Here is a 23,360-nt window from a genome sequence, read left to right as displayed (position 1 = left end):
GATGAATATCGCCTTACTGGCCCAATCGATGCAAGGGGCACCACAAAAAGGCGGGGACGCGAGTGCGACCCCGACCGGACAGTTTTTAGAATTGCTCTCGGCCATGCTCGGAACGACGCCGACCTCGTCGCCTGAAGCTATGGCTGTTCCGGAAGACGAAGTATCGCTCCCGCTCGAAAACGTATCGAATCGGTTAGAGCAGTGGCTGCAACAGCCGGATAGCCTGCAATGGTTGAAGTCATTGCCGGCCGATGCGTATCGCAAGTTCATGGATGCCTATATCGGAATTTTGAATCAAGTCGCCCCGGAACCTGCAACGGCCAAGGCCCCGGACGCAATCCCTGCACTGATCACAAGCCAAGCGGCAGCGCCGACGCTCTCGTTCACGCTCACGAAGAAAGAAACGGACACACTCGTCCAAACGGTGCCGGTCGATCAAGTAGAGGAGAACGTGCGCATCATCCAGCAAGTCGTTGCGCAGTTTAAAGGGACGCTCGGACAGACCCCAAAACCTTTACCCGGTGTGACGCAAACTGAAACGCAATCCGCACAGATGCAACAGCCAATCAAAGAAACCGACTGGATGCCGAAAAGCATGACGTGGTCGAAACCGAATATCGACTCTGAGATGGTGATGTACGCCTCAAAAGGCTCATTACCTGAGAACATGCAGGCCCGCATCGAAGCGGCCTTGCACCGGGCACCGTTCAAGAGCGGGGCCGATGGGTCGAAAGTGTTCACGGTCCGTCTTTATCCGGAACAGTTAGGGGAACTCGTCGTCAAACTCGAACGGCAGAACGGGGAACTCGTCGTCAAGCTGTTTGCGAGTAACCAAGAGGCGAAGCAGTTATTGCAATCACAACTAGGACAGTTGCAACAGACGCTCCAGCCCGCGAACCCGAACGTCCGCGTCGAGGTCAACTTGACCCAACAAGCGCTAGAGACGAAAAACTCGAGCTTCAATGAGTTCGACCAACCTGAACCGGAACACCATGAACAACCGAAAGGAGACCCTGACGATGACGACAATCCAGCCGAAGACGAATGACTATACGCTACCGGATCAATCGATGCCGAAAGCGACGAACCAATACGATCAAAGCATGTTCTTGAAACTGTTGCTCGCCCAACTCGCCAACCAAGACCCGATGTCACCGATGGAAGACCGTGAGTTCATCTCTCAGATGGCTCAGTTCTCTTCTCTCGAACAGATGCAGACGATTTCGAAACAACTCGATTCCGCGCTCGTCGATCGACAAATGGCCTCGATTTCGGAGTTCAGCAATATGATCGGGCAAACGGTCGCTTATACAAACGAAACGGAAACCGAGACGATTAAAGGCTCGGGACGTGTTCTCTCGATTTCGAAGACCGAAGCCGGCTATGTGGCCGACCTTGAAGACGGAACGTCCGTCAACGTGTACAACATCACTTCCATCAAACAAGCATAGGAGGATTCATCATGTTAAGAGCAATGTACTCAGGAATCAGTGGTTTAAAGAACTTCCAATCGAAGCTTGACGTCGTCGGGAACAACATCGCCAACGTCAACACGTTCGGCTATAAAAAGGGCCGGGTCACGTTCAAAGACCTCGTTAGTCAGCAAGTCGGTAGTGCGACAGCGGCAAACGGTGTCAGCGGCGGGGTCAACCCGAAAGAAGTCGGTCTCGGGGGTACGATGGCGACCGTCGATAACGTCTATAACCAAGGCGCCATGCAAAACTCAGGGAGAGCGCTTGATGTCGGGATCTCAGGAGAAGGATTCTTCGCCTTGGACGTGAACGGCCAGACACAATACACGCGGGCAGGTAACTTCTATACAGATAACACAGGAGACCTCGTCAACGGAGACGGTGCGTATGTCCTCAGCATGACAGGAGACCGAATCAACATCCCTGCCGGTGCGAAGTCGCTCTCAATCGGGAAAGACGGACAAGTCAGCTACGTCGATAACGCCGGAGCTTCGACAGTCGTCGGCCAAATCCAAGTCGTCACGTTCGCCAACAACGCCGGATTGTCAAAAGTCGGCGCGAACAACTTCATTCAATCGCAAAACTCAGGTGAGCCGAACATTGGTATCCCTGGACAAGATGGGCGTGGCGAACTCGTCTCGGGTGCGCTCGAGATGTCGAACGTCGACTTGTCGGAAGAGTTCACAGAAATGATCGTCGCGCAGCGTGGTTTCCAAGCGAACACACGAATCATCACAACATCGGACGAGATTCTCCAAGAACTCGTCAACTTGAAACGCTGATGATTCGCGTCACGACGCTCCGGGGTGAAGAACTTGTGCTGAACGCCTTGTTCATCGAGACGGTCAAAGCCGAGCCCGATACGATCATTCACTTGTATAACGGAAAGACGTATATCGTCCGCGAGACGAAACAACAAATCATCGACCGGACGACGGCGTTCTATGCCTCGGTCGGTCTGGTTGGAACGATAGGCATACGAGGTGAAGAAGATGAGTGAAGAAAAACAAAAAGGCGGCGCCATGAAGATGGTGCTCATCCTGCTAGTCGTCCTGCTCGTCATGGGCGGGGCCGGATTCATGACTTATAAATACTTGTTCGGTGACAACGTGACGGCGAAGACGAAACCTGTCACCGCCGAAGAATTGGCCGAACGCAGCTTCACAACGGACGATATGACGACGAACATCCAAGATGAGCGTTTCATCAACGTCCAGTTCACAATCGTGACGGATGCTGCGGAGACGAAAGAAGATCTCGAACTTCGAAAGTTCCAAGTGCATAACGTCATCCTCGGCGATTTGGCCGGCATGACGAAAGCGAAGCTCACGACGAAAGAAGACATGCAGAAGTTTGAGCAGTCGCTCCGCAAACAACTAAACGGACTGTTGGAGTCAGGTGAGGTCCAACGAGTCTACATGACGAAGAAAATCATACAGTGAGGTGGCATCATGGGAGAAGTCTTATCTCAACAAGAAATTGATGCCTTGCTATCGGCGTTAAGCAGTGGCGACGTCGAAGCCGACTCCTTTTTGGCCCAGGAAGAAGAGCGGAAAGTCCGGCAGTATGACTTTAAACGGGCGGTCCGCTTCTCGAAAGACCAAATCCGAAGCTTGACCCGGATTCATGAGCATTTCACACGGATGCTGACCACGTTCTTCTCGGCCCAGCTCCGGACGTACGTCCAGTTCACGGTCAACTCGGTCGAGCAGCTTCCTTATGACGAATTCATTCATTCCATTCCGAGCATGACGATGATCAACTTGATTGAAGCGCCGCCGCTCAACGGCCGTTTCATCATCGAAGTGAATCCGAACATCTCGTACGCGATGCTCGATCGCCTACTCGGCGGTCCCGGGGTCGAGATTGAAAAAGTCGAGAGCTTCACGGAAATCGAGATGCGCATCTTGACGCAATTATATAAACGAGCGTTTGCAGGATACGGAGACGCCTGGGAATCGATTGCCGAGATCAAGTCAGAGATGACAGCGGTCGAGGTCAATCCCCAGTTCCTCCAACTCGTCTCGCCAAACGAGACGGTCGTCCTCGTCTCGATCGGTGTCACCATCGGCGAAGTGAGCGGGACGATCAACGTCTGCTTACCGTTCGTGACGATTGAGCCGGTGTTATCGAAACTGTCGAGTCATTACTGGATGCAAGAGGCCAATCGCCGTAATGCGAGCGGGAACAGCAAAGAACCGCTCAAAGCCCAGTTGATGAACTCGTCGGTCGAGGTCGTGTCCCTGCTCGGGGAGACGACGATCACGTTCGGTGACTTGTTGCATTTAGAGGTCGGGGACTGTTTGACCCTCGATCAATTGGTGAAAGACCCGTTATCGATCATGGTAGGGGAAAATAAAGTGTTCAGAGGGCAAGTCGGTGTGAGCGGGAAGCGGATGGCGGTCCAAGTGCTCCACCGGGTGAAGGAGGAAGAGCAATGAGTGAGATGTTGTCACAAGATGAAATAGACGCGTTATTGCGCGGGACGAGCGAGTCGTCAAAACCGGAGGCGAATCCTGAAGAACATCTTGATTCGATGGAAAGCGACGCCTTAGGGGAAATCGGGAATATCTCGTTCGGTAACTCGGCGACGGCGCTATCGACGTTACTGCAACAAAAAGTAGAAATCACGACTCCGATCGTCAGTGAGGTCACAATCGATGCGCTCCGTGAGCGTTATCCGACGCCGCACGTGGCACTTCGAGTCGGCTATACGGAAGGCTTGAAAGGCGAGAACGTGCTCGTATTGACACGTGAAGACGCCGCCATCATCTCAGACTTGATGCTCGGTGGAACTGGGATTGGCGTCGATCCGGAAGGACTTGATGAAATTCGTCTTTCAGCCGTCCAAGAGGCGATGAACCAAATGATGGGTGCGGCAGCGACATCATTGTCGACCGTATTCTCGAAAAAGATTGATATTTCACCACCGCTCGTCGAAGTGTTCGATGCGACGAAGAACCAGACGATTATCGACCGCCTCGAGCTTTGGGAGACGATGGTCTTAATCGAGTTCAACTTGAAGGTCGGTACGTTAATCGATTCGAAAATCGTTCAAATTGCCCCGGTCCAGTTCGGGAAACAACTTGTCAACGAACTGATGGCCGCCACATCGCCAGCCCCTGTCGCACCAGCTCCGGCAGCTGCCCCGGCCGCGCCGAAGCAGGAAGCGCCGAAGGCACCGGCTCCCGCCGCCCAACAACCGGTTCGTCCGGCAGCGAAGTCGGTACCGGAAGTCGCGGTCAGCCAGGCCGAGTTCATGCCGCTCCACGCACCGGCGACGAACGACTCGATTCCAGCGAATCTGGGATTGTTGTATGACGTGCCGCTCAACGTGACGGTCGAACTCGGACGGACGAAACGTTCGGTCCGAGAAGTGCTTGAGCTGTCACAAGGTTCGATTATCGAACTCGATAAGTTGGCCGGTGAGCCGGTCGATATTTATGTGAACCAACAACGGATCGCCCGGGGCGAAGTCGTCGTCATCGAAGAGAACTTCGGCGTCCGTGTAACAGAAATTATCCAACCGCACGAGCGGATTGGCATCGTTTAAGGAGGAAGAACAATGAGTGCAAAAATTTTAGTGGTAGATGATGCGGCGTTCATGCGCATGATGATTAAGGATATCTTGACAAAGAATGGATTTGAAGTCGTCGGAGAAGCGGAGAACGGTCTTGATGCAGTCGCAAAATATCGTGAGCTCATGCCCGATCTCGTCACGCTCGACATCACGATGCCAGAAATGGACGGCTTGGCAGCCTTGAAAGAAATCCGCGGGTTCGATTCGAACGCGAAAGTAATCATGTGTTCGGCGATGGGACAACAAGCGATGGTCATCGATGCGATTCAAGCAGGAGCAAAAGACTTTATCGTCAAACCGTTCAACGCTGAACGCGTCGTCGAGGCAGTCTCAAAAACGGTCGCACAATGAACAAGTGGTGGTTGATTATCCTTCTCGTGGCTGGGTTATTCGTCCCGGCCACGGTCGAGGCCGCCACCGTCGACCAACAGTTCGAACAGCAACAACCAGACACGAAAGAGGAACCGGTCACATCGGCCGTCTCATCGGTCGGCACGGCCATCAAGCTCATCTTGAGCCTGGTCGTCGTCATCGGTGGGTTCCTCGTCCTCGTGCGATGGTTGAACGCACGGACACAAGGCGTGAAGTCGGCTCAGCATTTGACCCATCTCGGTGGTGTCCCGCTCGGCAAAGACCGTTCGGTGCAACTCGTCAAGCTCGGTGAACAAGTGTACGTGCTCGGTGTCGGCGACTCAATTCAATTGCTCGACCGGATTGATGCCGAAGCGATGGACGAGGCGGCGCTCGATGCCCCGACCTTGAACCAGTCGAACTCGTCGGCTTTCCTCGACACGTTTAAACAACAGTTGGCCCAGATTGAAGAAGTGAGGAAGAAACGATGACGACGATTGAACAATTAATCAACTTGGAGACGCCAGACAGTACATCGACCTCGATCAAATTGTTGGTCGTGCTCACCTTGCTCACGCTCGCGCCATCGTTTTTAATCTTGATGACTTGTTTCACACGAGTCGTCGTCGTGCTTTCGTTCATCCGCCCGGCACTCGGGACGCAGCAGACGCCACCGAACCAGCTGATTATCGGGCTCGCCCTGTTCATCACGTTGTTCGTCATGTCGCCTGTACTATCGGAGTTGAATGATCAGGCGTTGTCGCCATATATGGACGACGAAATCAGCCAAGACGAGGCGTTCGAAGAGGCGGGGAATACGATGAAGCGGTTCATGGCCCAATATACGCGCCAAGAGGATTTGCAATTATTTATTAAATATGGGAACTATGAGCAACCTGAGTCGGTCGAAGATGTCCCGCTGCTCGCGATGGTCCCGGCCTATGCGATTAGCGAGTTAAAAACGGCGTTCCAAATCGGGTTCATGATTTTCTTGCCATTTTTGATTATCGATATGGTCGTGGCGAGTGTCCTCATGTCAATGGGGATGATGATGCTTCCGCCGGTCATGATCGCATTGCCGTTCAAATTGTTACTGTTTGTGTTGGTGGATGGATGGCACTTGATTGTGGAGTCCTTGCTTAGAAGTATGTAGGAGGAACGAATATGACGCAGGAAATGGTCATTTATTTGGCGACGGAGAGTGTGTGGACGTTATTGAAAATCTCGATGCCGCTCTTATTGATCTCGCTCGTCGTCGGTCTCGTCATTTCGATTTTACAGGCGACGACACAAATTCAAGAGCAGACGCTATCGTTCGTGCCAAAGATCGTCTCGGTCTTTATCGGGCTCGTCGTCTTTGGGCCTTGGATGCTGCAACAGATTGAAGGGTTCACCCGTTTGATTTTTGAACTGATGGTCGAGGTCGCCTCGAAATGAACGCGGTCGATTTCATCAGTCTCTATGGATTGACGTTTGCCCGTCTTTCCGGCTTCTTCGTGAGCGTCCCGTTATTTTCATCCCGGCAACTGCCGGTCATGCACCGCGTCGCGTTCAGTGCCTTTTTAGCGTACTATGCGATGTTCACGGTGACAGAGCCGCTCGATCTCGGTCAAGCCTATATTTTACAGGTGTTGTACGAGGTGTTGATCGGGTTAGTGCTCGGTATTTTGATTAACATTTTATTCTTTGCGCCTCAGATTGCGGGTGGCGTCATCGATTTACAGCTCGGACTCGCGATGGCATCGGCCTATGACCCGATGTTCGGAGGCCAGTCGCCGCTGATCGGTCGATTCTATTATATTTTTACGTTGTTTATCATGCTGTCGAGCAACTTACATCTGTTGCTGATTGATGGCATCTATTATAGCTTTCAAATTTATCCGCCGGGTCAGCCGATCATCGACTTTAGCGAAGCGTCACTCATGATGGCCGTCAAGGTCGTCACGATGACGATGATGGTCGCCTTGCAGCTTGCCTTTCCGCTCATGGCGTCGCTCTTGCTCGTCGACATGGCGCTCGGGTTCTTGGCGAAATCGGCGCCGCAGTTCAATATTTTTGCAATCGGATTTTCATTCAAGCTGATTGCGGGATTTTCGGTCATGGTCGTCATGATGGGCTTGACCTTGAACGGCATCAGCCAATTCATCCCGATTTTACAAGAAGTGTTACGTGATTTTATGACTGTGCTAGGAGACGCCTCATGAAGCCTCTATATACCTTATCGGTCGATCTTCAATTTTTTGCAGGAGAAAAAACCGAAAAAGCAACACCACGTAAACGAGAGGACTCGCGCAAGAAAGGACAAGTGGCCAAGTCGGCCGATTTGACCGGTGCCTTCGCCCTGTTCGCAATGTTTCTCATGTTATCGTTCTTAGGACCGTATCTCGGCAAACAGTTGTTCAGTGTGACAAAAGATTTGCTCGGTCCGAGCTACTTGCTGTTCGATCTGTCAAACGGGTTGTCCGGCATGCTCACCGACTTGTTGCTTCGCGTCGGACTGATTGTGGGTCCGTTCTTCGCGGTCGCCGTCGTGTTCGGGATTTTAATCAACTACCTTCAAATCGGGACGTTGTTCTCGGCAGAAGCGATTCAACCGAAACTCGAACGAATCGATCCGATTAAAGGGGTCAAACGGATTATCAGTATGAAAGCGGTCGTCGAATTTTTAAAGTCCTTATTCAAATTATTGATTATCCTGACGACTGCCGTCGCCGTGCTCTGGCAGAATCAAAAAGAGCTGTCCCGCATGGCGGTCGAACATATCCGTGAATCGGTCATCGCGCTCGCCCATATCACGATCGAACTCGGACTATGGGTGAGTGTGGCCTTACTCGCGCTCGCGTTGCTCGACTTCTTCTATCAACGATTCGATTTTGAAAAATCGATTCGCATGTCGAAGCAAGATATTAAAGACGAGTATAAGAATAGTGAGGGTGACCCGCTCATCAAATCGAAAATCAAACAACAACAACGGGAGATGGCGATGCGCCGCATGATGCAAGAAATTCCGAACGCGGACGTCGTCATCACCAACCCGACCCATTATGCCGTCGTCATCCGGTACGACGACACGAAAGACTTCGCGCCGCTCGTCGTCGCCAAAGGGGTCGATCGTGTCGCCTTCAATATCCGTGACGTGGCCAAAGAACATGACATCCCGATTGTCGAAAACAAACCGTTGGCCCGTGCGCTGTACGCCCAAATGGATATCGGGGAAGTCGTTGACGAGTCGTTTTATCAGGCGATCGCCGAAGTGCTCGCATTCGTCTATCAATTGAAACAACCGTCTTGAGGAGGAGTATGTATTGGCAGTAAAAGCTAAAGATTTTGCGGTATTGATCGGCGTTCTGTTAATCGTCGTCATGCTCGTCATCCCGTTACCGGGGTTCATGTTAGATTTCTTAATCATTGTCAACATACTGATTGCGTTGCTGATTTTACTCGTCGCGATGAATGCTCGTGAAGCACTCGACTTCTCGGTCTTTCCGTCGCTCTTGCTGATCGTGACGTTGTTCCGGCTCGGATTGAACGTGTCGACGACCCGTTCGATTTTATCGACCGGGTACGGCGGAGAAGTCATCGAGACGTTCGGTCACTTCGTCGTCGGCGGGAACATACTCGTCGGATTCGTCGTCTTCCTCATCCTCGTCATCATCCAATTCGTCGTCATCACGAAAGGGGCCGAGCGTGTGTCCGAAGTATCGGCGCGTTTCACCCTCGACGCGATGCCAGGGAAACAGATGGCCATCGATGCCGATTTGAATTCGGGCTTGATTGATGACAAAGACGCGCAAATCCGTCGGAAAAAGATTCAAAGCGAAGCCGACTTCTATGGGTCGATGGATGGGGCCTCGAAATTCGTCAAAGGGGACGCCATCGCCGGGATTATCATCGTCGCCATCAACTTGATTTTCGGGATTATCATCGGTACCGTCCAAATGGGTCTTCCGGTCGGTGAGGCGTTCCAGACGTTCTCCCTCATGACAATCGGGGACGGGCTCGTCGGTCAAATCCCGGCCCTCCTCATCTCGACGGCGACCGGGATTATCGTCACGCGTGCCGTCTCGGATGGGAACCTCGGCGAGGACGTCGTCGATCAGCTCGGTCAAAACCCGACGCTGCTCTATATCGCCGGATCGATCGTCATCATGCTCGGCTTTATCTCGCCAAGTCTGCTCCCGGTGACGATGATCATTGCCGGCGCCACGTTCTACGGCGCCTATACGATGCGTCGCAATTTGAAACGGGTCATCGACACACCGTTGCCGGAAGAAGAACCGTCGGCACCGACGGAGACGGTCGTCTCGCTGTTACAGATTGATGCTATCGAGTTCGAGTTCGGTTACGGACTCATTCCGCTCGCCGATGAATCGCAAGGCGGCGACTTGCTCGACCGGGTCGTCATGATCCGTCGTCAGCTCGCGCTCGAACTCGGGTTCATCTTGCCGACGGTACGGATTCGTGATCATCTGCAACTCTCACCGAACGCATATCGCATCAAAGTGAAAGGCAACGTCGTCGCTGAAGGCGAACTCTTGCTCGATCATTACTTGGCGATGAGTCCTGGGATTGAAGATCCAGAAGTATATGGGATTGAAACGACGGAGCCGGCGTTCGGTCTCCCGGCGTTATGGATTGATGAAGAGACGCGCACCCGCGCCGAAATGAGCGGGTATACCGTCGTCGATCCGCCGTCCGTCGTGGCGACACATTTGACGGAGACGCTCAAGAAACACGCTGCCGACCTGCTCGGCCGTGAAGAGACGAAACAGCTCGTCGAGCATTTGAAGGAGACACATCCGGTGCTCGTCGAAGACGTGACACCATCCGTCTTGTCGATTGGAGACATTCAAAAAGTGCTCCGTCATCTGTTGAAAGAACACGTCTCGATTCGCAATTTACCGCTCTTGTTCGAGACGATGGCCGACTATGGGAAAGTGACGAAAGACGCTGACATTCTTGGAGAATACTGCCGGCAAGGTCTGTCACGTCAATTGACGGATCAAGTCAGTCCGCCCGACGGACCACTCTACGTGGTCACCCTCGGCGGTCAGACCGAACAGCTGATTCAAGACGCCGTTCAAAAGACGGAGTTCGGCAACTATTTGGCGCTCGACCCGGAACAAGCGCGCGAGATTATCGAACGCTCGGGCGAGCAGCTGTCGATGTTCGAACGCTACGGGGCATCGGCCGTCATTCTTTGTTCGCCGACGATCCGCCTGTTCGTGAGACAATTGCTCGAACGGTATTATCCGGATGTGCCGGTCCTCGCCTACAACGAACTGCTCAGCTCGATTGAAGTGAAAAGTATTGGGGTGATTTAAGTGCAAATCAAAAAATATACAGGCAAGACGATGGCGGAAGCGATGGCGAAAGTCAAACAAGAGTTTGGCGACGACGCCGTCATCTTGAATTCGCGCCAAGTGAAGAAAGGATGGCTCGGCTTGTTCGCCTCACAACACGTCGAGGTCATCGCCGCGCTCGAGAAGGCGCCGCTCGCCGTCAAACCACGTACGGTTGCGAAGCCGGTCGCGGCAACGAAACCTGAGGCGACGCAAAAACGTCAACCGCAACCACGTAACGTCGCGTATGCTGCGCCTGAAATCTCGGGAGCGAGACGTTTGCCGGCACCATTGGCACACGTCGAAGCGCTGCTCGCGTCCGAATCGTTTCAAGGTGAAGCGTGGGACGAAGCGATTCAGGAACTGTATTACACGACAAAATCGGTCGACGCCGTCGAACGTTACGTCCGCGATCAAATCCAAAATTCTTTCTTGCCTGTACCGGAACCGAAACGGTACATGATGCTCGTCGGTCCGACCGGTGTCGGCAAGACGACGACGCTCGCGAAACTAGCCGCCCACTATAAGCTCGAGCATGGACTCTCGGTCGGCCTCATCACGACGGATACGTATCGAATCGCTGCCATCGAGCAGTTGAAGACGTACGCCGAGATTCTAGACATCCCGGTCGAGGTCGCCTACGATTTTGATGATTTCAAACGGGCGAAGCAGCTGTTCGCTCGAAAAGACATCATTTTGATTGATACGGCTGGCCGCAACTTCCGCGACGAGGCGTATGTTGAGCAGTTCGAGCGGCATCATGACTTTTCGGAGACGAGTCTCTCGCTCGTCCTCAGCTTGACGTCAAAGATGCGGGACATGGAAATGATATATCGCCAGTTCGAGCCGTTGCCGCTCGGGTCGCTGATCTTCACGAAAGCGGACGAGACGAGCGACATCCATGCGATGTATCGGATGGTTCGCGAAAGTGGGCTGCCGGTCGCTTGGCTGACGGATGGACAAGAAGTGCCGGACGACCTCGTCAACGGGGACCCTTCCCGGCTGACGGATCGGTTGCTTGAGAAAGAAGGGTGGACCCAATGGACCAAGCAAGACGTCTAAGGGCGAAAACAGAGACCCCACCGACGACGATCGCTTTCGCGAGCGGGAAAGGCGGGGTCGGCAAGACGAACGTCTGTGTCAATACGGCCATCGGCCTCGTCGAGCTTGGGAAGCGCGTGTTAATCGTCGATCTCGACATCGGGATGGCGAACGTGCATATCTTGTTGAACGCCTCGAGATCACGGACGATGATGGATTCGGTCAAAGCCCGAATTCCGCTGGCCGCCTCGGTTCAGAAAGGTGTGCATGGTGTCGATATATTACATGGGGGGAGTGGACTTGATGAACTAGTCCAATTCTCACATGCCGATATGCAATTTTTTATGCGTGAACTCGAAGTGCTCACTGAATACGATTATGTCCTGTTCGACATGGGGGCCGGGGCGACCGACACATCACTTCAATTCATTGAAGGATGCGATGAGATGTTTCTCATCTTGACGCCTGAACCGACCTCGCTCATGGATGGGTACGCCTATACGAAGCTGGTGCATCGACAAAGCCCAGACTTACCGCTCGGCATCATCGTCAATCGGGCCCAATCGGGTGAGGAAGCGCTGCAATGTTTTGAACGAATGGAAGTTGCGTGTGAGCAGTTTTTAAAGAAATCGATTCGATTCCTCGGGTATTTACCAGATGACGCCACGGTCAGACGAGCGGTCATCGCCCAAGTCCCGTTTTACCATTTGGACCGAAAAAGTGATATCAGTTGGCGGTTAGAGCGGATTTTAACGACATTGACCGGGACACCGCCGAAACCGCGTCATTTTATGGATCGCTTGATGGGGAACTTGAAACGTCAGTGGAACCGAGTCTAACGACAGGGAGGCATTATAGATGGACGTGAACGAATACTTAGGATTGTTTTTAGATGAGTCGCAAGAACATATTCAATCGGTGAACACCCAACTGTTAAAACTTGAACAGACGGGCAGCCAAGAAGCGATTCAAGAGATTTTCCGCTCCGCGCATACGCTCAAAGGAATGTCGGCGACGATGGGTTATGAGAGTGTGGCCAACTTGACACATGAGATGGAGAGCGCGCTCGACTTGGTTCGGGCCGGTAAGAAAGAGAGCAACCAGCTGTTGCTTGATACGATGTTCTCAGCGATAGAACAAATCGAAGAGATGATCGCCAATATCGAGACCGGCGGCCGAGGCGCGAACGTCGATGTCGCTGCGACGGTGTCTGCGTTCCAGTCGTTCATCGGCAGCTCGCCAAAGGCGGCTCCGACGGTCGAAGCCAACGTCTTCACGGCCGACCTTTATACGGATTCGGTCATCACCCAAGCGAAGGAGACGGGCTTCGAGGCGTTCCAATTGCACGTGAAACTATCCGATGCCGTCGTTTTGAAAGCGGCGCGTGCCTATATGGTATTCGATCGCCTGCAAGAACTCGGCGAGGTCGTCCGGACGTTACCGGAAACCGAGGCCATCGAACAAGAGCAGTTCGACCTCTCGTTTGACGTCTTGTTCGTGTCACAAGAGACGGCAGATGTGATTGAACACGCCGTGTCCCAAGTGTCAGAAGTCGAGCACGTCCTCGTGACGGTGTATACGAGTGCATCGAGTGAACCGGAAGTCGCCGTCAGTGCCGAGACCGTCGCCGTCGCTGAAGCGAAACCGAAAGTCGAGGCGGACGAGCCGAAAGAACAGGCTGTCGCCCAGGCGAAGACGATTCGCGTCAACTTGGAACGGATTGATCGTTTAATGAACTTATTCGAAGAGTTCATTATCGACCGTGGTCGTCTCGAGCGGCTCGCCGACGAAGTCGGACAGCCTGAATTGAACGAGACGGTCGAGAAAATCAAACGCGGGACGAACGAACTCCAATCACTCGTGCTGACGCTCCGGATGATGCCGATCGAGCAAGTGTTCAACCGCTTCCCACGCATGGTACGTTCGGTCGCGAAAGACATCCATAAAAAAGTCCAGCTTGAAATCACAGGCGCGGAGACGGAACTCGATCGGACGGTCATCGATGAGATTGGCGACCCGCTCGTTCACTTGATTCGCAATGCCATCGATCACGGCATCGAACTACCAGAAGTCCGTGTCGCGGCCGGGAAACCGGAGCAAGGGAGTCTTGCGCTCCGGGCTTACCATGGCGGCAACCGTGTCTTCATTGAAATCGAGGACGACGGGGCAGGGATCCATGTCGATAAAGTCCGGTCGAAAGCGCTCGAGCGCGGCGTCATCACGCCGGAAGAAGCGACAGCGATGACCGATAACGAAGTCGCTATGCTCATCTTCGCCCCAGGCTTCTCGACGGCAGATGTCGTCACCGATTTGTCTGGTCGCGGTGTCGGTCTTGACGTCGTGAAAAACAAAATTGAATCACTCGGTGGGGTCGTCACGCTCGAGACGGTCGTCGGACAAGGGACGAAATTCCAAGTCAGCCTTCCGCTCACGCTGTCCATCATCTCGGCGATGCTCGTTCAAGCCGGTGAGGAGACATACGCTATCCCGTTGTCATCGATTCTTGAGACGACACTTCTTGACGAGGCCGACATTTTGACGGCCCATCGCGAACGTGTCTTCGATTTCCGAGGTCAGCTCGTCCCGCTCGTCTATTTAAAAGAAATGTTTGCGATTGAGACGGAAACGAAGACGCAATTCCCGGTCGTCGTCGTCCGTAAAGGAAATAAACTCGTCGGCGTGGTCGTCAACGATTTGATTGGCCAACAAGAGATTGTCATGAAGCCGCTCGGTACGTATCTCGAGGGCATTCCGGCCATCTCTGGTGCGACGATACTCGGAGACGGGCGTGTCGCCTTGATTGTCGACAGCAACGATCTGTTCTAAGGAGGAAGAAGGATGGAACAAAAATGGGTAGTCTTTTCACTGGGAACGAACACATACGGGATCGATGTCCAGTCGGTCCGCTCGATTGAACGGGTACAACCGGTCACACGCGTCCCGAACGCACCGGCTCACGTCAAAGGCGTCATCAATCTGCGCGGTGTCGTCACGCCTGTCATCGACCTTCGCCTCCGCCTCGGGTATGAGGCGATTGAACCGACCGACGAGACTCGGATTTTAATCGCCTCGCTCAATCAAGGCGATGCCGGTTTTATCGTCGATCGCGCCAACGAGGTCGTGGAAAGCGAGGACGTTCGTCTCGAGCCGATTCCTGAATCGAGTCGAGACATGTTGTCGGCTCATTTGACGGCGATTGCGAAAGGGGAGGACAAACTGTTCTCGCTTCTCGACGCCAACGCGTTGTTCGAGGAACAACATGCTGAGTGAGTTCGAGCAAGATTTATTGAAAGAACTTGGCAATATCGGATCAGGCCACGCAGCGACGGCATTGTCGACGCTCTTGGCCAAGCCGGTCAACATTACCGTCTCCTCGGCCGAGATGGAACCGATCACGTATTTGCCGGAACGGGTCGGCGGTCCTGAGCGTCATGTGGCATCCGTGCTATTAGAGCTCGGAGGCGACATCAGCGGCATGATCCTCATCTTATTTCCGGTCGACGACGCCGAGATGATGGTCTCATCACTCATCGGGAGCGGGTTCACGTTCCAAGCGGCCGATGAACTCGGTCAGTCGGCATGGGAAGAGATTGGGAATATCATGAGCGGGGCATATGCCCGGGCGCTCGGCGATTGGTTGAATACACCAATCCCGATTCACGTCCCGGCGACAGCGGTCGACATGGCCGGTTCGATCGTCGAATTCGTCGTCACATCGGTCCAGCCCGAAGAAGATGCGGCGCTCTATATCGATACGACGTTCCGCATCGACGGAAAAGTAAGTGCCGGACATGTGTTGTTTCTACCGACGCATGGCTCGCTCGAACGGATTAAGCAGCGGTTGATGGGCCATGGCTGAAGTACTCAAAATTGGGATTGCGGAATGGAAGCAGACGACGGCGCCGAACAAGTTGCGGACGGCCGGACTCGGTTCGTGTGTCGGGGTCATCCTGTACGACGTCCGGCTCCAAGTCGCGGCGATGGCTCACGTCATGTTGCCGGATTCGACGATTGCCCGCAAACATCAAACGATTGAAGTAGGGAAATATGCGGATACGGCCATCGATGCTCTCGTCGCTTCATTGAAACGGGCCGGGGCCGGTCGGTTGCAAGCAAAGATGGCCGGCGGCGCCCAAATGTTTCAATTCAAATATGAGAATGAGGCGATGCGCATCGGTGAACGAAATGCCGAGGCCGTCCGCAATGCGTTGAAAGCGCACCGGATCCCGCTCATCGCCGAGGACTGTGGCGGACATAATGGGCGGACGATTGAATTTGATGTGGCGACTTGCGTCCTCTCGATTCGAACGGTCAGCGTAGGAACAAAGGAAATTTAGGGGGGATCGACATGACGACTCAACTTACCGAGTTGTGGGATCGTTGGAATACTGACCGCGATATGGATACGGCGAATGAACTATTGACGCACTATGAGTTCCTGATCCATTATCACGTGCAACGAATGATCGTGACGCTCCCGAAGAGCGTCGAACGCGACGAATTGAAAAGTTTGGGTTACATGGGATTGTACGATGCCCTCATGAAATATGATCCAGAACACAACAACAAGTTTGACACGTACGCGGCGTTTCGGATTCGGGGCGCCATCATCGACGGATTACGGAAAATCGATTGGTTGCCGCGATCGGTGCGTGAACGGGTGAAGAAGATTGACCACGTCGCCGAACAGCTCGAACAGAAGTTGCATCGGGCCCCGACGAAAGAAGAACTGGCGCACGCGTGCGAGCTGCCGGTCTCAGAAATCGAGAAAGCGATGGCGGAAGGGTACTTTGCGAACATGTTGTCCATCGATGAGGCGGTGACGCATCAAGAGGAAGGCAAGGTCATGTCCGTCACGTATTTTGACCCCGACTCCGAAAAACCGGAAGACACGCTCCTGCAGCGCGAGTTGCTCGATGTGTTGACGAACGAGATTGAGCATTTATCTGAGAAAGAACGGCTCGTCGTGTCGTTATTCTATTTCGACGAGTTGACGTTGACGGAGATTGGTGAAGTGTTGGAACTATCGACGTCCCGCATCTCACAAATTCATTCCAAGGCGCTGAAGACGTTGAAGCTTGCGCTCGGACGTTCCTATTTAGAAGAAAAGACATCGTGAAGGAGGGATGGAGATGACCGTCGTCTATATCGGAATCGCCTGTATCGTCGCGTACGGACTGTTGATTTTGTTTCGTCAGGTCCAGGCGCTGACGGCTCGTGTCACGCGGCTCGAACAGGAGAAGCGTGAGACCGAGGCCCTCCTGTTGTCGTTCATGGAATCGATGAACGATGTCGTGAAACACCCTGCGCCATCGAGCGAGGAATCGGCTGTGGAACCTGCACTTGAGGATTCGCCGATGGAGGCACCGTCGTCCCGTGAGCGCCAACAGGCACCGCACGTCGAGGACGTTTTACTGAACCATTCGGTCCGAGAGACGGCCCGACTGCTCGGAAAAGGTGAGGGAGAAGTCGCCCTTTATGCCAAACTTCGCAAAAAGTGAGAGTTGCCGGATTGGCTGACATATGCTATAGTAATTTTCGGTGTTAAACACATCACACACGTCTCGGGATGGTATTCCTCGGTGCCGAAAGGTCGGAATACAACGATGAACGAGGCGGAGGACTTTTTTAAACCACAAGGAGGAAATTTATCATGGCAGTAATCTCAATGAAGCAATTGCTCGAAGCTGGTGTACACTTCGGTCACCAGACACGCCGTTGGAACCCAAAAATGGCGAAATACATCTTCACGGAGCGTAACGGAATCTACATCATCGACCTTCAAAAAACGGTCAAAAAAGTAGACGAAGCTTACAACTTTGTTCGTGAACTCGCGGCAGAAGGCGGAAACGTCCTCTTCGTAGGTACGAAAAAACAAGCTCAAGACACGATCAAAGAAGAAGCACTCCGTTCAGGTATGTACTTCATCAACGAGCGTTGGTTGGGTGGAACACTCACAAACTTCTCAACAATCAAAAAGCGTATCAACCGCTTGAAGCAGCTTGAGAAAATGGAAGCTGACGGTACGTTCGAAGTACTTCCTAAGAAAGAAGTCATCATCTTGAAAAAAGAAATGACACGTCTTGAGAAGTTCCTCGGCGGAATCAAGGACATGCCAGGTGTTCCTGATGCCCTCTTCATCGTTGACCCACGTAAAGAGCGTATTGCGATTGCAGAAGCTCACAAATTGAACATCCCAATCGTTGCGATTGTCGACACAAACTGTGACCCAGACGAAATCGACTACGTCATCCCAGCGAACGACGATGCGATTCGTGCGGTTAAATTGCTCACTTCTAAGATGGCAGACGCGATCATCGAAGCGAAGCAAGGCGAAGAAGAAGTAGCTGAAGAAGCAGTAGCTCCAGAAGCTGAAGCGACAGAAGCTGAGTAATCGGTCAGACAACAGGTGATAAAGGGAAAGCCTTTTATCACCTTTTTTTAGGACACGTATATAAAGCCTTAGTGCTTTTTCTTAAAAATTCGTAAGTTTTACAAGGAGGAATTTCCGATGGCAGTTACAGCAGCAATGGTAAAAGAACTTCGTGAAAAAACAGGCGCAGGTATGCTCGATTGCAAAAAAGCACTCACTGAAACAAATGGTGACATGCAAGCGGCAATCGACTTCCTTCGTGAAAAAGGGATCGCTAAAGCAGCAGCTAAAGGCGACCGCATCGCAGCAGAAGGTTTGACGGCAGTAGCGGTTGACGGCAACAAAGCTGCGCTCGTCGAAGTTAACTCAGAAACAGACTTCGTTGCGAAAAACGAGAAGTTCCAAACACTCGTTTCAGACGTGGCGAATGCAGTTCTCACTTCAGGCGCGACTTCAGTAGAAGCGGCACTTGCTTCTGAATTCGTAGCAGGTAAAACACTTGAGACGCACATCCAAGAAGAAGCTTCGACAATCGGAGAGAAAATCTCACTCCGTCGTATCGCTGTTCTTCAAAAAGCTGACGATGCAGTTTTCGGCACGTACCTTCACATGGGTGGACGCATCGGTTCGGTCGTCATCATCGACGGTACAACGGACGAGACAGTTGCGAAAGACGTAGCTATGCACGTCGCAGCAGCACGCCCACTTTACGCGACACGCGACGAAGTATCGGCTGAAGAAGCAGATCGTGAGAAGAAAGTCTTGACTGAGCAAGCCCTCAACGAAGGCAAGCCTGCCAACATCGTCGAGAAGATGATTGCGGGACGTATGAACAAGTACTTCGAGGAAATCTGCCTCGTCGACCAAACATTCGTTAAAGACGCTGACTTCAAAGTTGGGAAATACGTAGAGTCTAAAGGCGGCCGTGTCAACTCATTCGTACGTTTCGAAGTTGGAGAAGGTATGGAAAAACGCGAAGAAAACTTTGCTGAAGAAGTAATGAACCAACTTAAAAAATAATCTGCATCACGCGTGATGCAATCAAAATTGGGAACACGTCTGTATAACCTTGAGTTAGTTCGTTAAGGGAGCGTGTTCCCTTTTTTCAAGCAAGAGGAGGCAAAGTATGGAACCGAAATATAAGCGAATTGTGTTAAAATTGAGTGGAGAAGCGCTCGCAGGAGATCAAGGGTACGGGATTGACCCGGCCATCGTCAACTCGATCTCTGGACAAATCAAAGAGTTGGTCGCCTTAGGCGTCGAAGTAGCCGTCGTCGTCGGAGCCGGAAACATCTGGCGCGGGAAGACGGGCAGCGAACTCGGCATGGACCGGGCGAATGCCGATTATATGGGCATGCTTGCCACGGTGTTGAACTCGCTCGCACTTCAAGATAGCCTTGAATCGAACGGTGTCCAGACGCGCGTCCAAACCTCAATCGAAATGCGCCAAGTGGCTGAACCGTACATCCGTCGTCGGGCGATGCGTCACCTTGAAAAAGGTCGAGTCGTCATCTTCGCGGCAGGGACGGGGAACCCGTACTTCTCAACAGATACGACAGCAGCACTCCGCGCAGCGGAAATTGAAGCTGACGTCATCCTGATGGGTAAAAACAACGTCGATGGTGTCTATTCGGCGGATCCGAAACTCGTTCCGGATGCGGTCAAATACGACATGCTCACGTACTTGGACGTCTTAAAAGACGGACTCCAAGTGATGGATTCGACAGCCACATCACTATGTATGGACAACCATATCCCACTGATTGTATTCTCATTGCTTGAAGAAGGAAACATCAAACGTGTCGTACTCGGGGAACATATCGGGACGGTAGTAGGAGGAATCAATTCATGAGTGTTAATGACGTATTGAAAACTGCTGAAGAAAAGATGGAGAAAGCCCATTCTGCCTTGAAACGTGATTTCGGGACACTTCGTACGGGACGCGCGAGCGCGTCAATCTTGGACCCGGTCCAAGTCGACTACTACGGCGTACCGACTCCGCTCAACCAAGTGGCGAACATCAACACTCCGGAAGCGCGTCTACTCTTGATTCAACCATGGGACAAATCGATGGTGTCAGATGTCGAGAAAGCGATTCAAAAAGCAGACCTCGGCCTCTCGCCGTCTTCTGATGGGACGGTCATTCGTCTCGCGATCCCAGCTTTGACAGAAGAGCGCCGCAAAGAGCTCGTGAAAGTGACGAAAAAATATGCGGAAGAAGCGAAAGTAGCTGTCCGTAACGTTCGTCGTGACGCGAATGAAAACTTGAAGAAGCTTGAAAAAGATGGGGACTTGACTGAGGACGACCTTCGCGGTTACGCGGATGACGTTCAATCGTTAACGGATTCGTACATCAAAAAGATTGATGAATCTGCAGCGACGAAAGAAAAAGAAATCATGGAAGTGTAATCACGGAAGTGGTATACCAAAAAGCTGTGTGGGGACCCTTTTACTGAGAGGGTCCCTCTTTCATACAATCAGGAGGATAGAGTATGTTTAAATGGGTGAATCCTAAAACAAAAACCGAGGCGGAACTGAGCATTCCCGAACACGTCGCCATCATCATGGACGGCAACGGCCGTTGGGCGAAGAAGCGTGGGCTCCCTCGCATCATGGGTCACCGGGAAGGGATGAAGTCGGTCCGGGAAGCGGTGCGCACCGCCCAAGAACTCGGCATCCGTTCATTGACGCTGTATGCGTTCTCGACGGAGAACTGGACGCGTCCTGAAGAAGAAGTCAACTTCTTGATGAAATTGCCGAAGCAATTTTTAGAGACGGATTTAAAAGAATTGGATGAACAGAACGTTCGCGTGCTCGTCGCAGGCGATGTGACAAAACTGCCACGCGGGACGCGAGAAGCGGTCGATGAGGCACGGACACGGACGGCGACGAATACGGGGCTCGATCTCGTCTTTGCGCTCAACTATGGCGGACGTGATGAACTCGTTCAAGCGATGAAACAAATCGCGAGTGATGTGGCGCACGGTACGATCCAACCGGACGAGATCGATGACGTCATGATTGGTGAGCGTCTCATGACGAACATGCAAGACGTTGATTTGATTATCCGCACGAGTGGGGAACAGCGCCTCTCGAACTTCTTGCTCTGGCAAGGGGCTTACGCTGAACTACATTTCACGGACGTGTTGTGGCCTGAGTTCAAACGGGATCACTTCGTCGAGGCGATTGAAGCGTACAATGCGCGGACTCGCCGGTTTGGCGGGGTGTGACATGAAAACACGAATCATTACCGGTCTCTGGGCCGGCGCCATATTTGTCACGTTGATTGCCTTAGGCGGTAGCCCGTTCGTCATCTTGATGGGCGTGCTCGCCTTAATCGGATTGAGCGAGTTTACGTTGATGCGCAATCATAAATTGATGGCGTTCCCGTTTCTCGTGACGTCACTTCTCGTGGCGTTCCCGTTCATCTTGATGTTGCTCGAGCGTCGGCTCGTCCTCGAGGAACTGCCGATGTCGACGACGCAATGGATGGTGCTCGGTTTAATGCTCCTCTTGTTCTGGACGGTCGTCACGAAAAACCGGTTCACGTACGAAGATGCGAGCTTTTATTTCGTCTCTGCCGTCTATCTCGTCATCGGGTTCTCGAGTTTCGCACTCGTCCGCTTGTCAGAAGACGGGCTCGTCAAAGTGTTGCTCGTCTTGTTCATGATTTGGGCGACCGATTCTGGAGCCTATTTCACAGGGAAAGCAATCGGAAAGACGAAACTATGGCCGTCTATCAGCCCGAATAAGACAATTGAAGGTGCGATCGGCGGCATCGTGTCGGCGATCGTCCTCGGCATCGTCTACGTACTCATCGAGCCGGTGTTACCGATTCTCGAAGTATTGGTGCTCGCGGTCGTCGTATCAGTCGTCGGTCAACTCGGTGATTTGGTACAATCAGCATACAAGCGTCAATATAATGTGAAAGATTCCGGTCATCTGTTACCGGGACACGGTGGGATTTTAGACCGGTTTGATAGTATGATCGTGGTATTCACCGTCATTTGGGTATTTAATTTGTTATAAAAGAGGAGTGTCAAGATGAAGCGAATCAGCTTAATCGGGGCGACTGGATCGATTGGCGTACAAACATGCGACGTCATCGAACAGCACCCCGACTTGTTTGAACTTGAGGCATATGCGTTCGGAACGAACGTAGACGTGGCGGAAGAATGGATCAATCGCCTACGGCCAAAATACGTATCCGCTAAAAATATCGAGGTACTCGAACAGCTCAAGTCACGCCTTACATATGAACCACTCTTTTTCATCGGACTGGAAGGGTTGATTGCATGTGCGACCGCTGAACGGGCCGATGTCGTCGTGACGGCAGTCGTCGGGGCCGTCGGGCTTGAACCGACCCTTGCCGCCATCGAAGCGGGGAAAGACATCGCGCTTGCGAACAAAGAGACGCTCGTCACGGCAGGGCATCTCGTCACCGCAGCCGTCAAAAAGCATGGCGTCAGCCTGCTCCCGGTCGACAGTGAACATTCGGCCATCTATCAATGCTTGAACGGCGAACGTCGCGACGACGTCTCGAAAATCATCTTGACGGCCTCAGGCGGAAGTTTCCGTGACAAGTCGCGAGAAGAGCTTGAAGGGGTTACGGTCGCAGAGGCGCTCGCGCATCCGAATTGGTCGATGGGTGCCAAAATCACAATCGATTCGGCGACGATGTTCAATAAAGGACTCGAAGTCATCGAAGCGCACTGGTTGTTCGATATCGATTATAATGATATTGAAGTAGTGCTCCATCGCGAGTCGATCATCCACTCGATGGTCGAATTCAAAGATGCCGCTGTCATGGCGCAGCTCGGCAACCCCGATATGCGAGGCCCGATTCTCTATGCGCTATCAGCCCCGAAACGTCTTGAAATCGAAGGGAACAAGCGGTTAAACTTGAGAGAAATCGGGACGCTACACTTCGCGGAAGCCGATTTAACACGTTATCCGGCGTTACGCCTCGCTTATGAGGCCGGGCGTGCCGGCGGTTCGATGCCGACCGTGCTCAATGCGGCCAACGAGGCGGCCGTCGAGCTGTTCTTGAACGGGGAGATTGCATTCCTCGATATCGAACGCATCGTCGAGCAAGCGATGGAGACACATACGGTAATTGCAGAACCGACGCTCGAGGAGATTCTTCAAATCGACCGAGCGGTTCGAGAACAAATTCAGCAAGGAAAGTGAAGGTGGGGAAT

At 52.7% G+C, this 23,360-nt stretch carries 29 protein-coding genes; all 29 read left to right on the top strand.

Annotated elements, in window-relative coordinates:
* Position 1: 1 nt before the first annotated feature.
* The 29 genes from KNP82_RS03125 to dxr all read left to right on the top strand — a co-directional run bounded on the left by KNP82_RS03125 (position 2) and on the right by dxr (position 23,349).
* Complete coding sequence (locus KNP82_RS03125; RefSeq protein ID WP_251128621.1) at positions 2-1,048, top strand: flagellar hook-length control protein FliK; 1,047 nt, start codon at positions 2-4, stop codon at positions 1,046-1,048.
* A complete protein-coding gene (locus KNP82_RS03120) occupies positions 1,020-1,451 on the top strand; it encodes a flagellar hook capping FlgD N-terminal domain-containing protein (protein ID WP_021067125.1) in 432 nt (143 codons plus the stop codon). Before KNP82_RS03125 ends, KNP82_RS03120 begins: the two co-directional genes overlap by 29 nt.
* Before the next feature lie 11 nt (positions 1,452-1,462).
* Positions 1,463-2,254: a flagellar basal body rod protein FlgG gene (gene flgG, locus KNP82_RS03115; RefSeq protein ID WP_021067126.1), complete on the top strand. Its 792-nt coding sequence runs from the start codon at positions 1,463-1,465 to the stop codon at positions 2,252-2,254.
* Complete coding sequence (locus KNP82_RS03110) at positions 2,254-2,472, top strand: flagellar FlbD family protein (RefSeq protein WP_021067127.1); 219 nt, start codon at positions 2,254-2,256, stop codon at positions 2,470-2,472. The genes flgG and KNP82_RS03110 overlap by 1 nt, the downstream gene beginning before the upstream one ends.
* Positions 2,465-2,914, top strand: coding sequence for a flagellar basal body-associated FliL family protein (locus KNP82_RS03105; protein ID WP_021067128.1), 450 nt, complete (start codon positions 2,465-2,467; stop codon positions 2,912-2,914). Before KNP82_RS03110 ends, KNP82_RS03105 begins: the two co-directional genes overlap by 8 nt.
* Positions 2,915-2,923: 9 nt before the next feature.
* Positions 2,924-3,913 (top strand): flagellar motor switch protein FliM, encoded by a 990-nt coding sequence (gene fliM / locus KNP82_RS03100; RefSeq protein WP_021067129.1) that lies wholly within the window; start codon positions 2,924-2,926, stop codon positions 3,911-3,913.
* Positions 3,910-5,025 (top strand): flagellar motor switch phosphatase FliY, encoded by a 1,116-nt coding sequence (gene fliY / locus KNP82_RS03095; protein ID WP_029595697.1) that lies wholly within the window; start codon positions 3,910-3,912, stop codon positions 5,023-5,025. Before fliM ends, fliY begins: the two co-directional genes overlap by 4 nt.
* A 12-nt stretch (positions 5,026-5,037) precedes the next feature.
* Positions 5,038-5,403, top strand: a complete 366-nt coding sequence (locus KNP82_RS03090) for a response regulator (protein WP_214827004.1) — start codon at positions 5,038-5,040, stop codon at positions 5,401-5,403.
* A complete protein-coding gene (locus KNP82_RS03085; RefSeq protein WP_021067132.1) occupies positions 5,400-5,894 on the top strand; it encodes a flagellar biosynthetic protein FliO in 495 nt (164 codons plus the stop codon). Before KNP82_RS03090 ends, KNP82_RS03085 begins: the two co-directional genes overlap by 4 nt.
* A complete protein-coding gene (gene fliP, locus KNP82_RS03080; protein WP_021067133.1) occupies positions 5,891-6,556 on the top strand; it encodes a flagellar type III secretion system pore protein FliP in 666 nt (221 codons plus the stop codon). The genes KNP82_RS03085 and fliP overlap by 4 nt, the downstream gene beginning before the upstream one ends.
* Positions 6,557-6,567: 11 nt before the next feature.
* Positions 6,568-6,840 (top strand): flagellar biosynthesis protein FliQ, encoded by a 273-nt coding sequence (gene fliQ, locus KNP82_RS03075; protein ID WP_021067134.1) that lies wholly within the window; start codon positions 6,568-6,570, stop codon positions 6,838-6,840.
* The gene (fliR, locus tag KNP82_RS03070; RefSeq protein ID WP_021067135.1) at positions 6,837-7,607 is read left to right on the top strand and encodes a flagellar biosynthetic protein FliR; all 771 of its coding nucleotides are present in this window, start codon (positions 6,837-6,839) and stop codon (positions 7,605-7,607) included. The genes fliQ and fliR overlap by 4 nt, the downstream gene beginning before the upstream one ends.
* Positions 7,604-8,695 carry a flagellar biosynthesis protein FlhB gene (gene flhB, locus KNP82_RS03065; RefSeq protein WP_214827001.1) on the top strand — a complete coding sequence of 364 codons (1,092 nt, stop codon included), beginning with the start codon at positions 7,604-7,606 and terminating at the stop codon, positions 8,693-8,695. Before fliR ends, flhB begins: the two co-directional genes overlap by 4 nt.
* 13 nt (positions 8,696-8,708) lie before the next feature.
* Complete coding sequence (gene flhA, locus KNP82_RS03060; protein WP_214826998.1) at positions 8,709-10,727, top strand: flagellar biosynthesis protein FlhA; 2,019 nt, start codon at positions 8,709-8,711, stop codon at positions 10,725-10,727.
* On the top strand, positions 10,728-11,807 hold the full coding sequence (locus KNP82_RS03055) for a flagellar biosynthesis protein FlhF (protein WP_021067138.1): 1,080 nt from the start codon (positions 10,728-10,730) through the stop codon (positions 11,805-11,807).
* Positions 11,786-12,625: a MinD/ParA family protein gene (locus KNP82_RS03050; protein WP_214755801.1), complete on the top strand. Its 840-nt coding sequence runs from the start codon at positions 11,786-11,788 to the stop codon at positions 12,623-12,625. The genes KNP82_RS03055 and KNP82_RS03050 overlap by 22 nt, the downstream gene beginning before the upstream one ends.
* 19 nt (positions 12,626-12,644) lie before the next feature.
* Positions 12,645-14,612 carry a chemotaxis protein CheA gene (locus KNP82_RS03045; RefSeq protein WP_214826995.1) on the top strand — a complete coding sequence of 656 codons (1,968 nt, stop codon included), beginning with the start codon at positions 12,645-12,647 and terminating at the stop codon, positions 14,610-14,612.
* Positions 14,613-14,624: 12 nt separating this feature from the next.
* Positions 14,625-15,056, top strand: a complete 432-nt coding sequence (locus tag KNP82_RS03040; protein ID WP_029595691.1) for a chemotaxis protein CheW — start codon at positions 14,625-14,627, stop codon at positions 15,054-15,056.
* Complete coding sequence (locus KNP82_RS03035; RefSeq protein ID WP_021067142.1) at positions 15,046-15,645, top strand: chemotaxis protein CheC; 600 nt, start codon at positions 15,046-15,048, stop codon at positions 15,643-15,645. The genes KNP82_RS03040 and KNP82_RS03035 overlap by 11 nt, the downstream gene beginning before the upstream one ends.
* On the top strand, positions 15,638-16,123 hold the full coding sequence (locus tag KNP82_RS03030; protein ID WP_214826991.1) for a chemotaxis protein CheD: 486 nt from the start codon (positions 15,638-15,640) through the stop codon (positions 16,121-16,123). The genes KNP82_RS03035 and KNP82_RS03030 overlap by 8 nt, the downstream gene beginning before the upstream one ends.
* Before the next feature lie 11 nt (positions 16,124-16,134).
* A complete protein-coding gene (locus tag KNP82_RS03025; protein ID WP_131471153.1) occupies positions 16,135-16,905 on the top strand; it encodes a FliA/WhiG family RNA polymerase sigma factor in 771 nt (256 codons plus the stop codon).
* A gap of 13 nt (positions 16,906-16,918) precedes the next feature.
* Entirely contained in the window at positions 16,919-17,287 is a 369-nt protein-coding gene (locus KNP82_RS03020; protein ID WP_021067145.1) for a hypothetical protein, read from the top strand.
* A 152-nt stretch (positions 17,288-17,439) separates the two neighbouring features.
* Positions 17,440-18,180, top strand: coding sequence for a 30S ribosomal protein S2 (gene rpsB / locus KNP82_RS03015; RefSeq protein WP_021067146.1), 741 nt, complete (start codon positions 17,440-17,442; stop codon positions 18,178-18,180).
* 117 nt (positions 18,181-18,297) lie between these two features.
* Positions 18,298-19,179 carry a translation elongation factor Ts gene (gene tsf / locus KNP82_RS03010; RefSeq protein ID WP_029595690.1) on the top strand — a complete coding sequence of 294 codons (882 nt, stop codon included), beginning with the start codon at positions 18,298-18,300 and terminating at the stop codon, positions 19,177-19,179.
* A gap of 106 nt (positions 19,180-19,285) precedes the next feature.
* Positions 19,286-20,011: a UMP kinase gene (gene pyrH / locus KNP82_RS03005; RefSeq protein ID WP_214826989.1), complete on the top strand. Its 726-nt coding sequence runs from the start codon at positions 19,286-19,288 to the stop codon at positions 20,009-20,011.
* Positions 20,008-20,568, top strand: a complete 561-nt coding sequence (frr, locus tag KNP82_RS03000) for a ribosome recycling factor (protein WP_021067149.1) — start codon at positions 20,008-20,010, stop codon at positions 20,566-20,568. Before pyrH ends, frr begins: the two co-directional genes overlap by 4 nt.
* Positions 20,569-20,651: 83 nt before the next feature.
* On the top strand, positions 20,652-21,389 hold the full coding sequence (locus KNP82_RS02995; RefSeq protein WP_021067150.1) for an undecaprenyl pyrophosphate synthase: 738 nt from the start codon (positions 20,652-20,654) through the stop codon (positions 21,387-21,389).
* A 1-nt stretch (position 21,390) separates the two neighbouring features.
* Positions 21,391-22,188 carry a phosphatidate cytidylyltransferase gene (locus tag KNP82_RS02990; protein WP_029595689.1) on the top strand — a complete coding sequence of 266 codons (798 nt, stop codon included), beginning with the start codon at positions 21,391-21,393 and terminating at the stop codon, positions 22,186-22,188.
* Between the two features lie 15 nt (positions 22,189-22,203).
* Entirely contained in the window at positions 22,204-23,349 is a 1,146-nt protein-coding gene (gene dxr / locus KNP82_RS02985) for a 1-deoxy-D-xylulose-5-phosphate reductoisomerase (RefSeq protein ID WP_029595688.1), read from the top strand.
* The last annotated feature ends 11 nt before the right edge of the window (positions 23,350-23,360 follow it).

The sequence above is a fragment of the Exiguobacterium sp. s26 genome, assembly GCF_018618235.1.
GTDB lineage: Bacteria > Bacillota > Bacilli > Exiguobacteriales > Exiguobacteriaceae > Exiguobacterium > Exiguobacterium chiriqhucha.
The sequence above is the reverse complement of the archived record's forward strand: the minus strand, read 5'-3'. Positions and strand labels throughout refer to the sequence as shown.

Bases quoted from the DNA above. Each gene is read 5' to 3' on its own strand.
- frr (WP_021067149.1), top strand. From the start codon at position 20,008: ATGAGTGTTAATGACGTATTGAAAACTGCTGAAGAAAAGATGGAGAAA.
- fliP (WP_021067133.1), top strand. From the start codon at position 5,891: ATGACGACGATTGAACAATTAATCAACTTGGAGACGCCAGACAGTACA.
- KNP82_RS03125 (WP_251128621.1), top strand. From the start codon at position 2: ATGAATATCGCCTTACTGGCCCAATCGATGCAAGGGGCACCACAAAAA.
- fliM (WP_021067129.1), top strand. From the start codon at position 2,924: ATGGGAGAAGTCTTATCTCAACAAGAAATTGATGCCTTGCTATCGGCG.
- tsf (WP_029595690.1), top strand. From the start codon at position 18,298: ATGGCAGTTACAGCAGCAATGGTAAAAGAACTTCGTGAAAAAACAGGC.
- KNP82_RS03050 (WP_214755801.1), top strand. From the start codon at position 11,786: ATGGACCAAGCAAGACGTCTAAGGGCGAAAACAGAGACCCCACCGACG.
- pyrH (WP_214826989.1), top strand. From the start codon at position 19,286: ATGGAACCGAAATATAAGCGAATTGTGTTAAAATTGAGTGGAGAAGCG.
- KNP82_RS03035 (WP_021067142.1), top strand. From the start codon at position 15,046: ATGCTGAGTGAGTTCGAGCAAGATTTATTGAAAGAACTTGGCAATATC.
- dxr (WP_029595688.1), top strand. From the start codon at position 22,204: ATGAAGCGAATCAGCTTAATCGGGGCGACTGGATCGATTGGCGTACAA.
- rpsB (WP_021067146.1), top strand. From the start codon at position 17,440: ATGGCAGTAATCTCAATGAAGCAATTGCTCGAAGCTGGTGTACACTTC.
- flgG (WP_021067126.1), top strand. From the start codon at position 1,463: ATGTTAAGAGCAATGTACTCAGGAATCAGTGGTTTAAAGAACTTCCAA.
- KNP82_RS03090 (WP_214827004.1), top strand. From the start codon at position 5,038: ATGAGTGCAAAAATTTTAGTGGTAGATGATGCGGCGTTCATGCGCATG.
- KNP82_RS03120 (WP_021067125.1), top strand. From the start codon at position 1,020: ATGACGACAATCCAGCCGAAGACGAATGACTATACGCTACCGGATCAA.
- KNP82_RS03020 (WP_021067145.1), top strand. From the start codon at position 16,919: ATGACCGTCGTCTATATCGGAATCGCCTGTATCGTCGCGTACGGACTG.
- KNP82_RS03040 (WP_029595691.1), top strand. From the start codon at position 14,625: ATGGAACAAAAATGGGTAGTCTTTTCACTGGGAACGAACACATACGGG.
- KNP82_RS02995 (WP_021067150.1), top strand. From the start codon at position 20,652: ATGTTTAAATGGGTGAATCCTAAAACAAAAACCGAGGCGGAACTGAGC.
- KNP82_RS02990 (WP_029595689.1), top strand. From the start codon at position 21,391: ATGAAAACACGAATCATTACCGGTCTCTGGGCCGGCGCCATATTTGTC.
- KNP82_RS03110 (WP_021067127.1), top strand. From the start codon at position 2,254: ATGATTCGCGTCACGACGCTCCGGGGTGAAGAACTTGTGCTGAACGCC.
- fliQ (WP_021067134.1), top strand. From the start codon at position 6,568: ATGACGCAGGAAATGGTCATTTATTTGGCGACGGAGAGTGTGTGGACG.
- KNP82_RS03030 (WP_214826991.1), top strand. From the start codon at position 15,638: ATGGCTGAAGTACTCAAAATTGGGATTGCGGAATGGAAGCAGACGACG.
- KNP82_RS03025 (WP_131471153.1), top strand. From the start codon at position 16,135: ATGACGACTCAACTTACCGAGTTGTGGGATCGTTGGAATACTGACCGC.
- fliR (WP_021067135.1), top strand. From the start codon at position 6,837: ATGAACGCGGTCGATTTCATCAGTCTCTATGGATTGACGTTTGCCCGT.
- KNP82_RS03045 (WP_214826995.1), top strand. From the start codon at position 12,645: ATGGACGTGAACGAATACTTAGGATTGTTTTTAGATGAGTCGCAAGAA.
- KNP82_RS03105 (WP_021067128.1), top strand. From the start codon at position 2,465: ATGAGTGAAGAAAAACAAAAAGGCGGCGCCATGAAGATGGTGCTCATC.
- flhB (WP_214827001.1), top strand. From the start codon at position 7,604: ATGAAGCCTCTATATACCTTATCGGTCGATCTTCAATTTTTTGCAGGA.
- fliY (WP_029595697.1), top strand. From the start codon at position 3,910: ATGAGTGAGATGTTGTCACAAGATGAAATAGACGCGTTATTGCGCGGG.
- KNP82_RS03085 (WP_021067132.1), top strand. From the start codon at position 5,400: ATGAACAAGTGGTGGTTGATTATCCTTCTCGTGGCTGGGTTATTCGTC.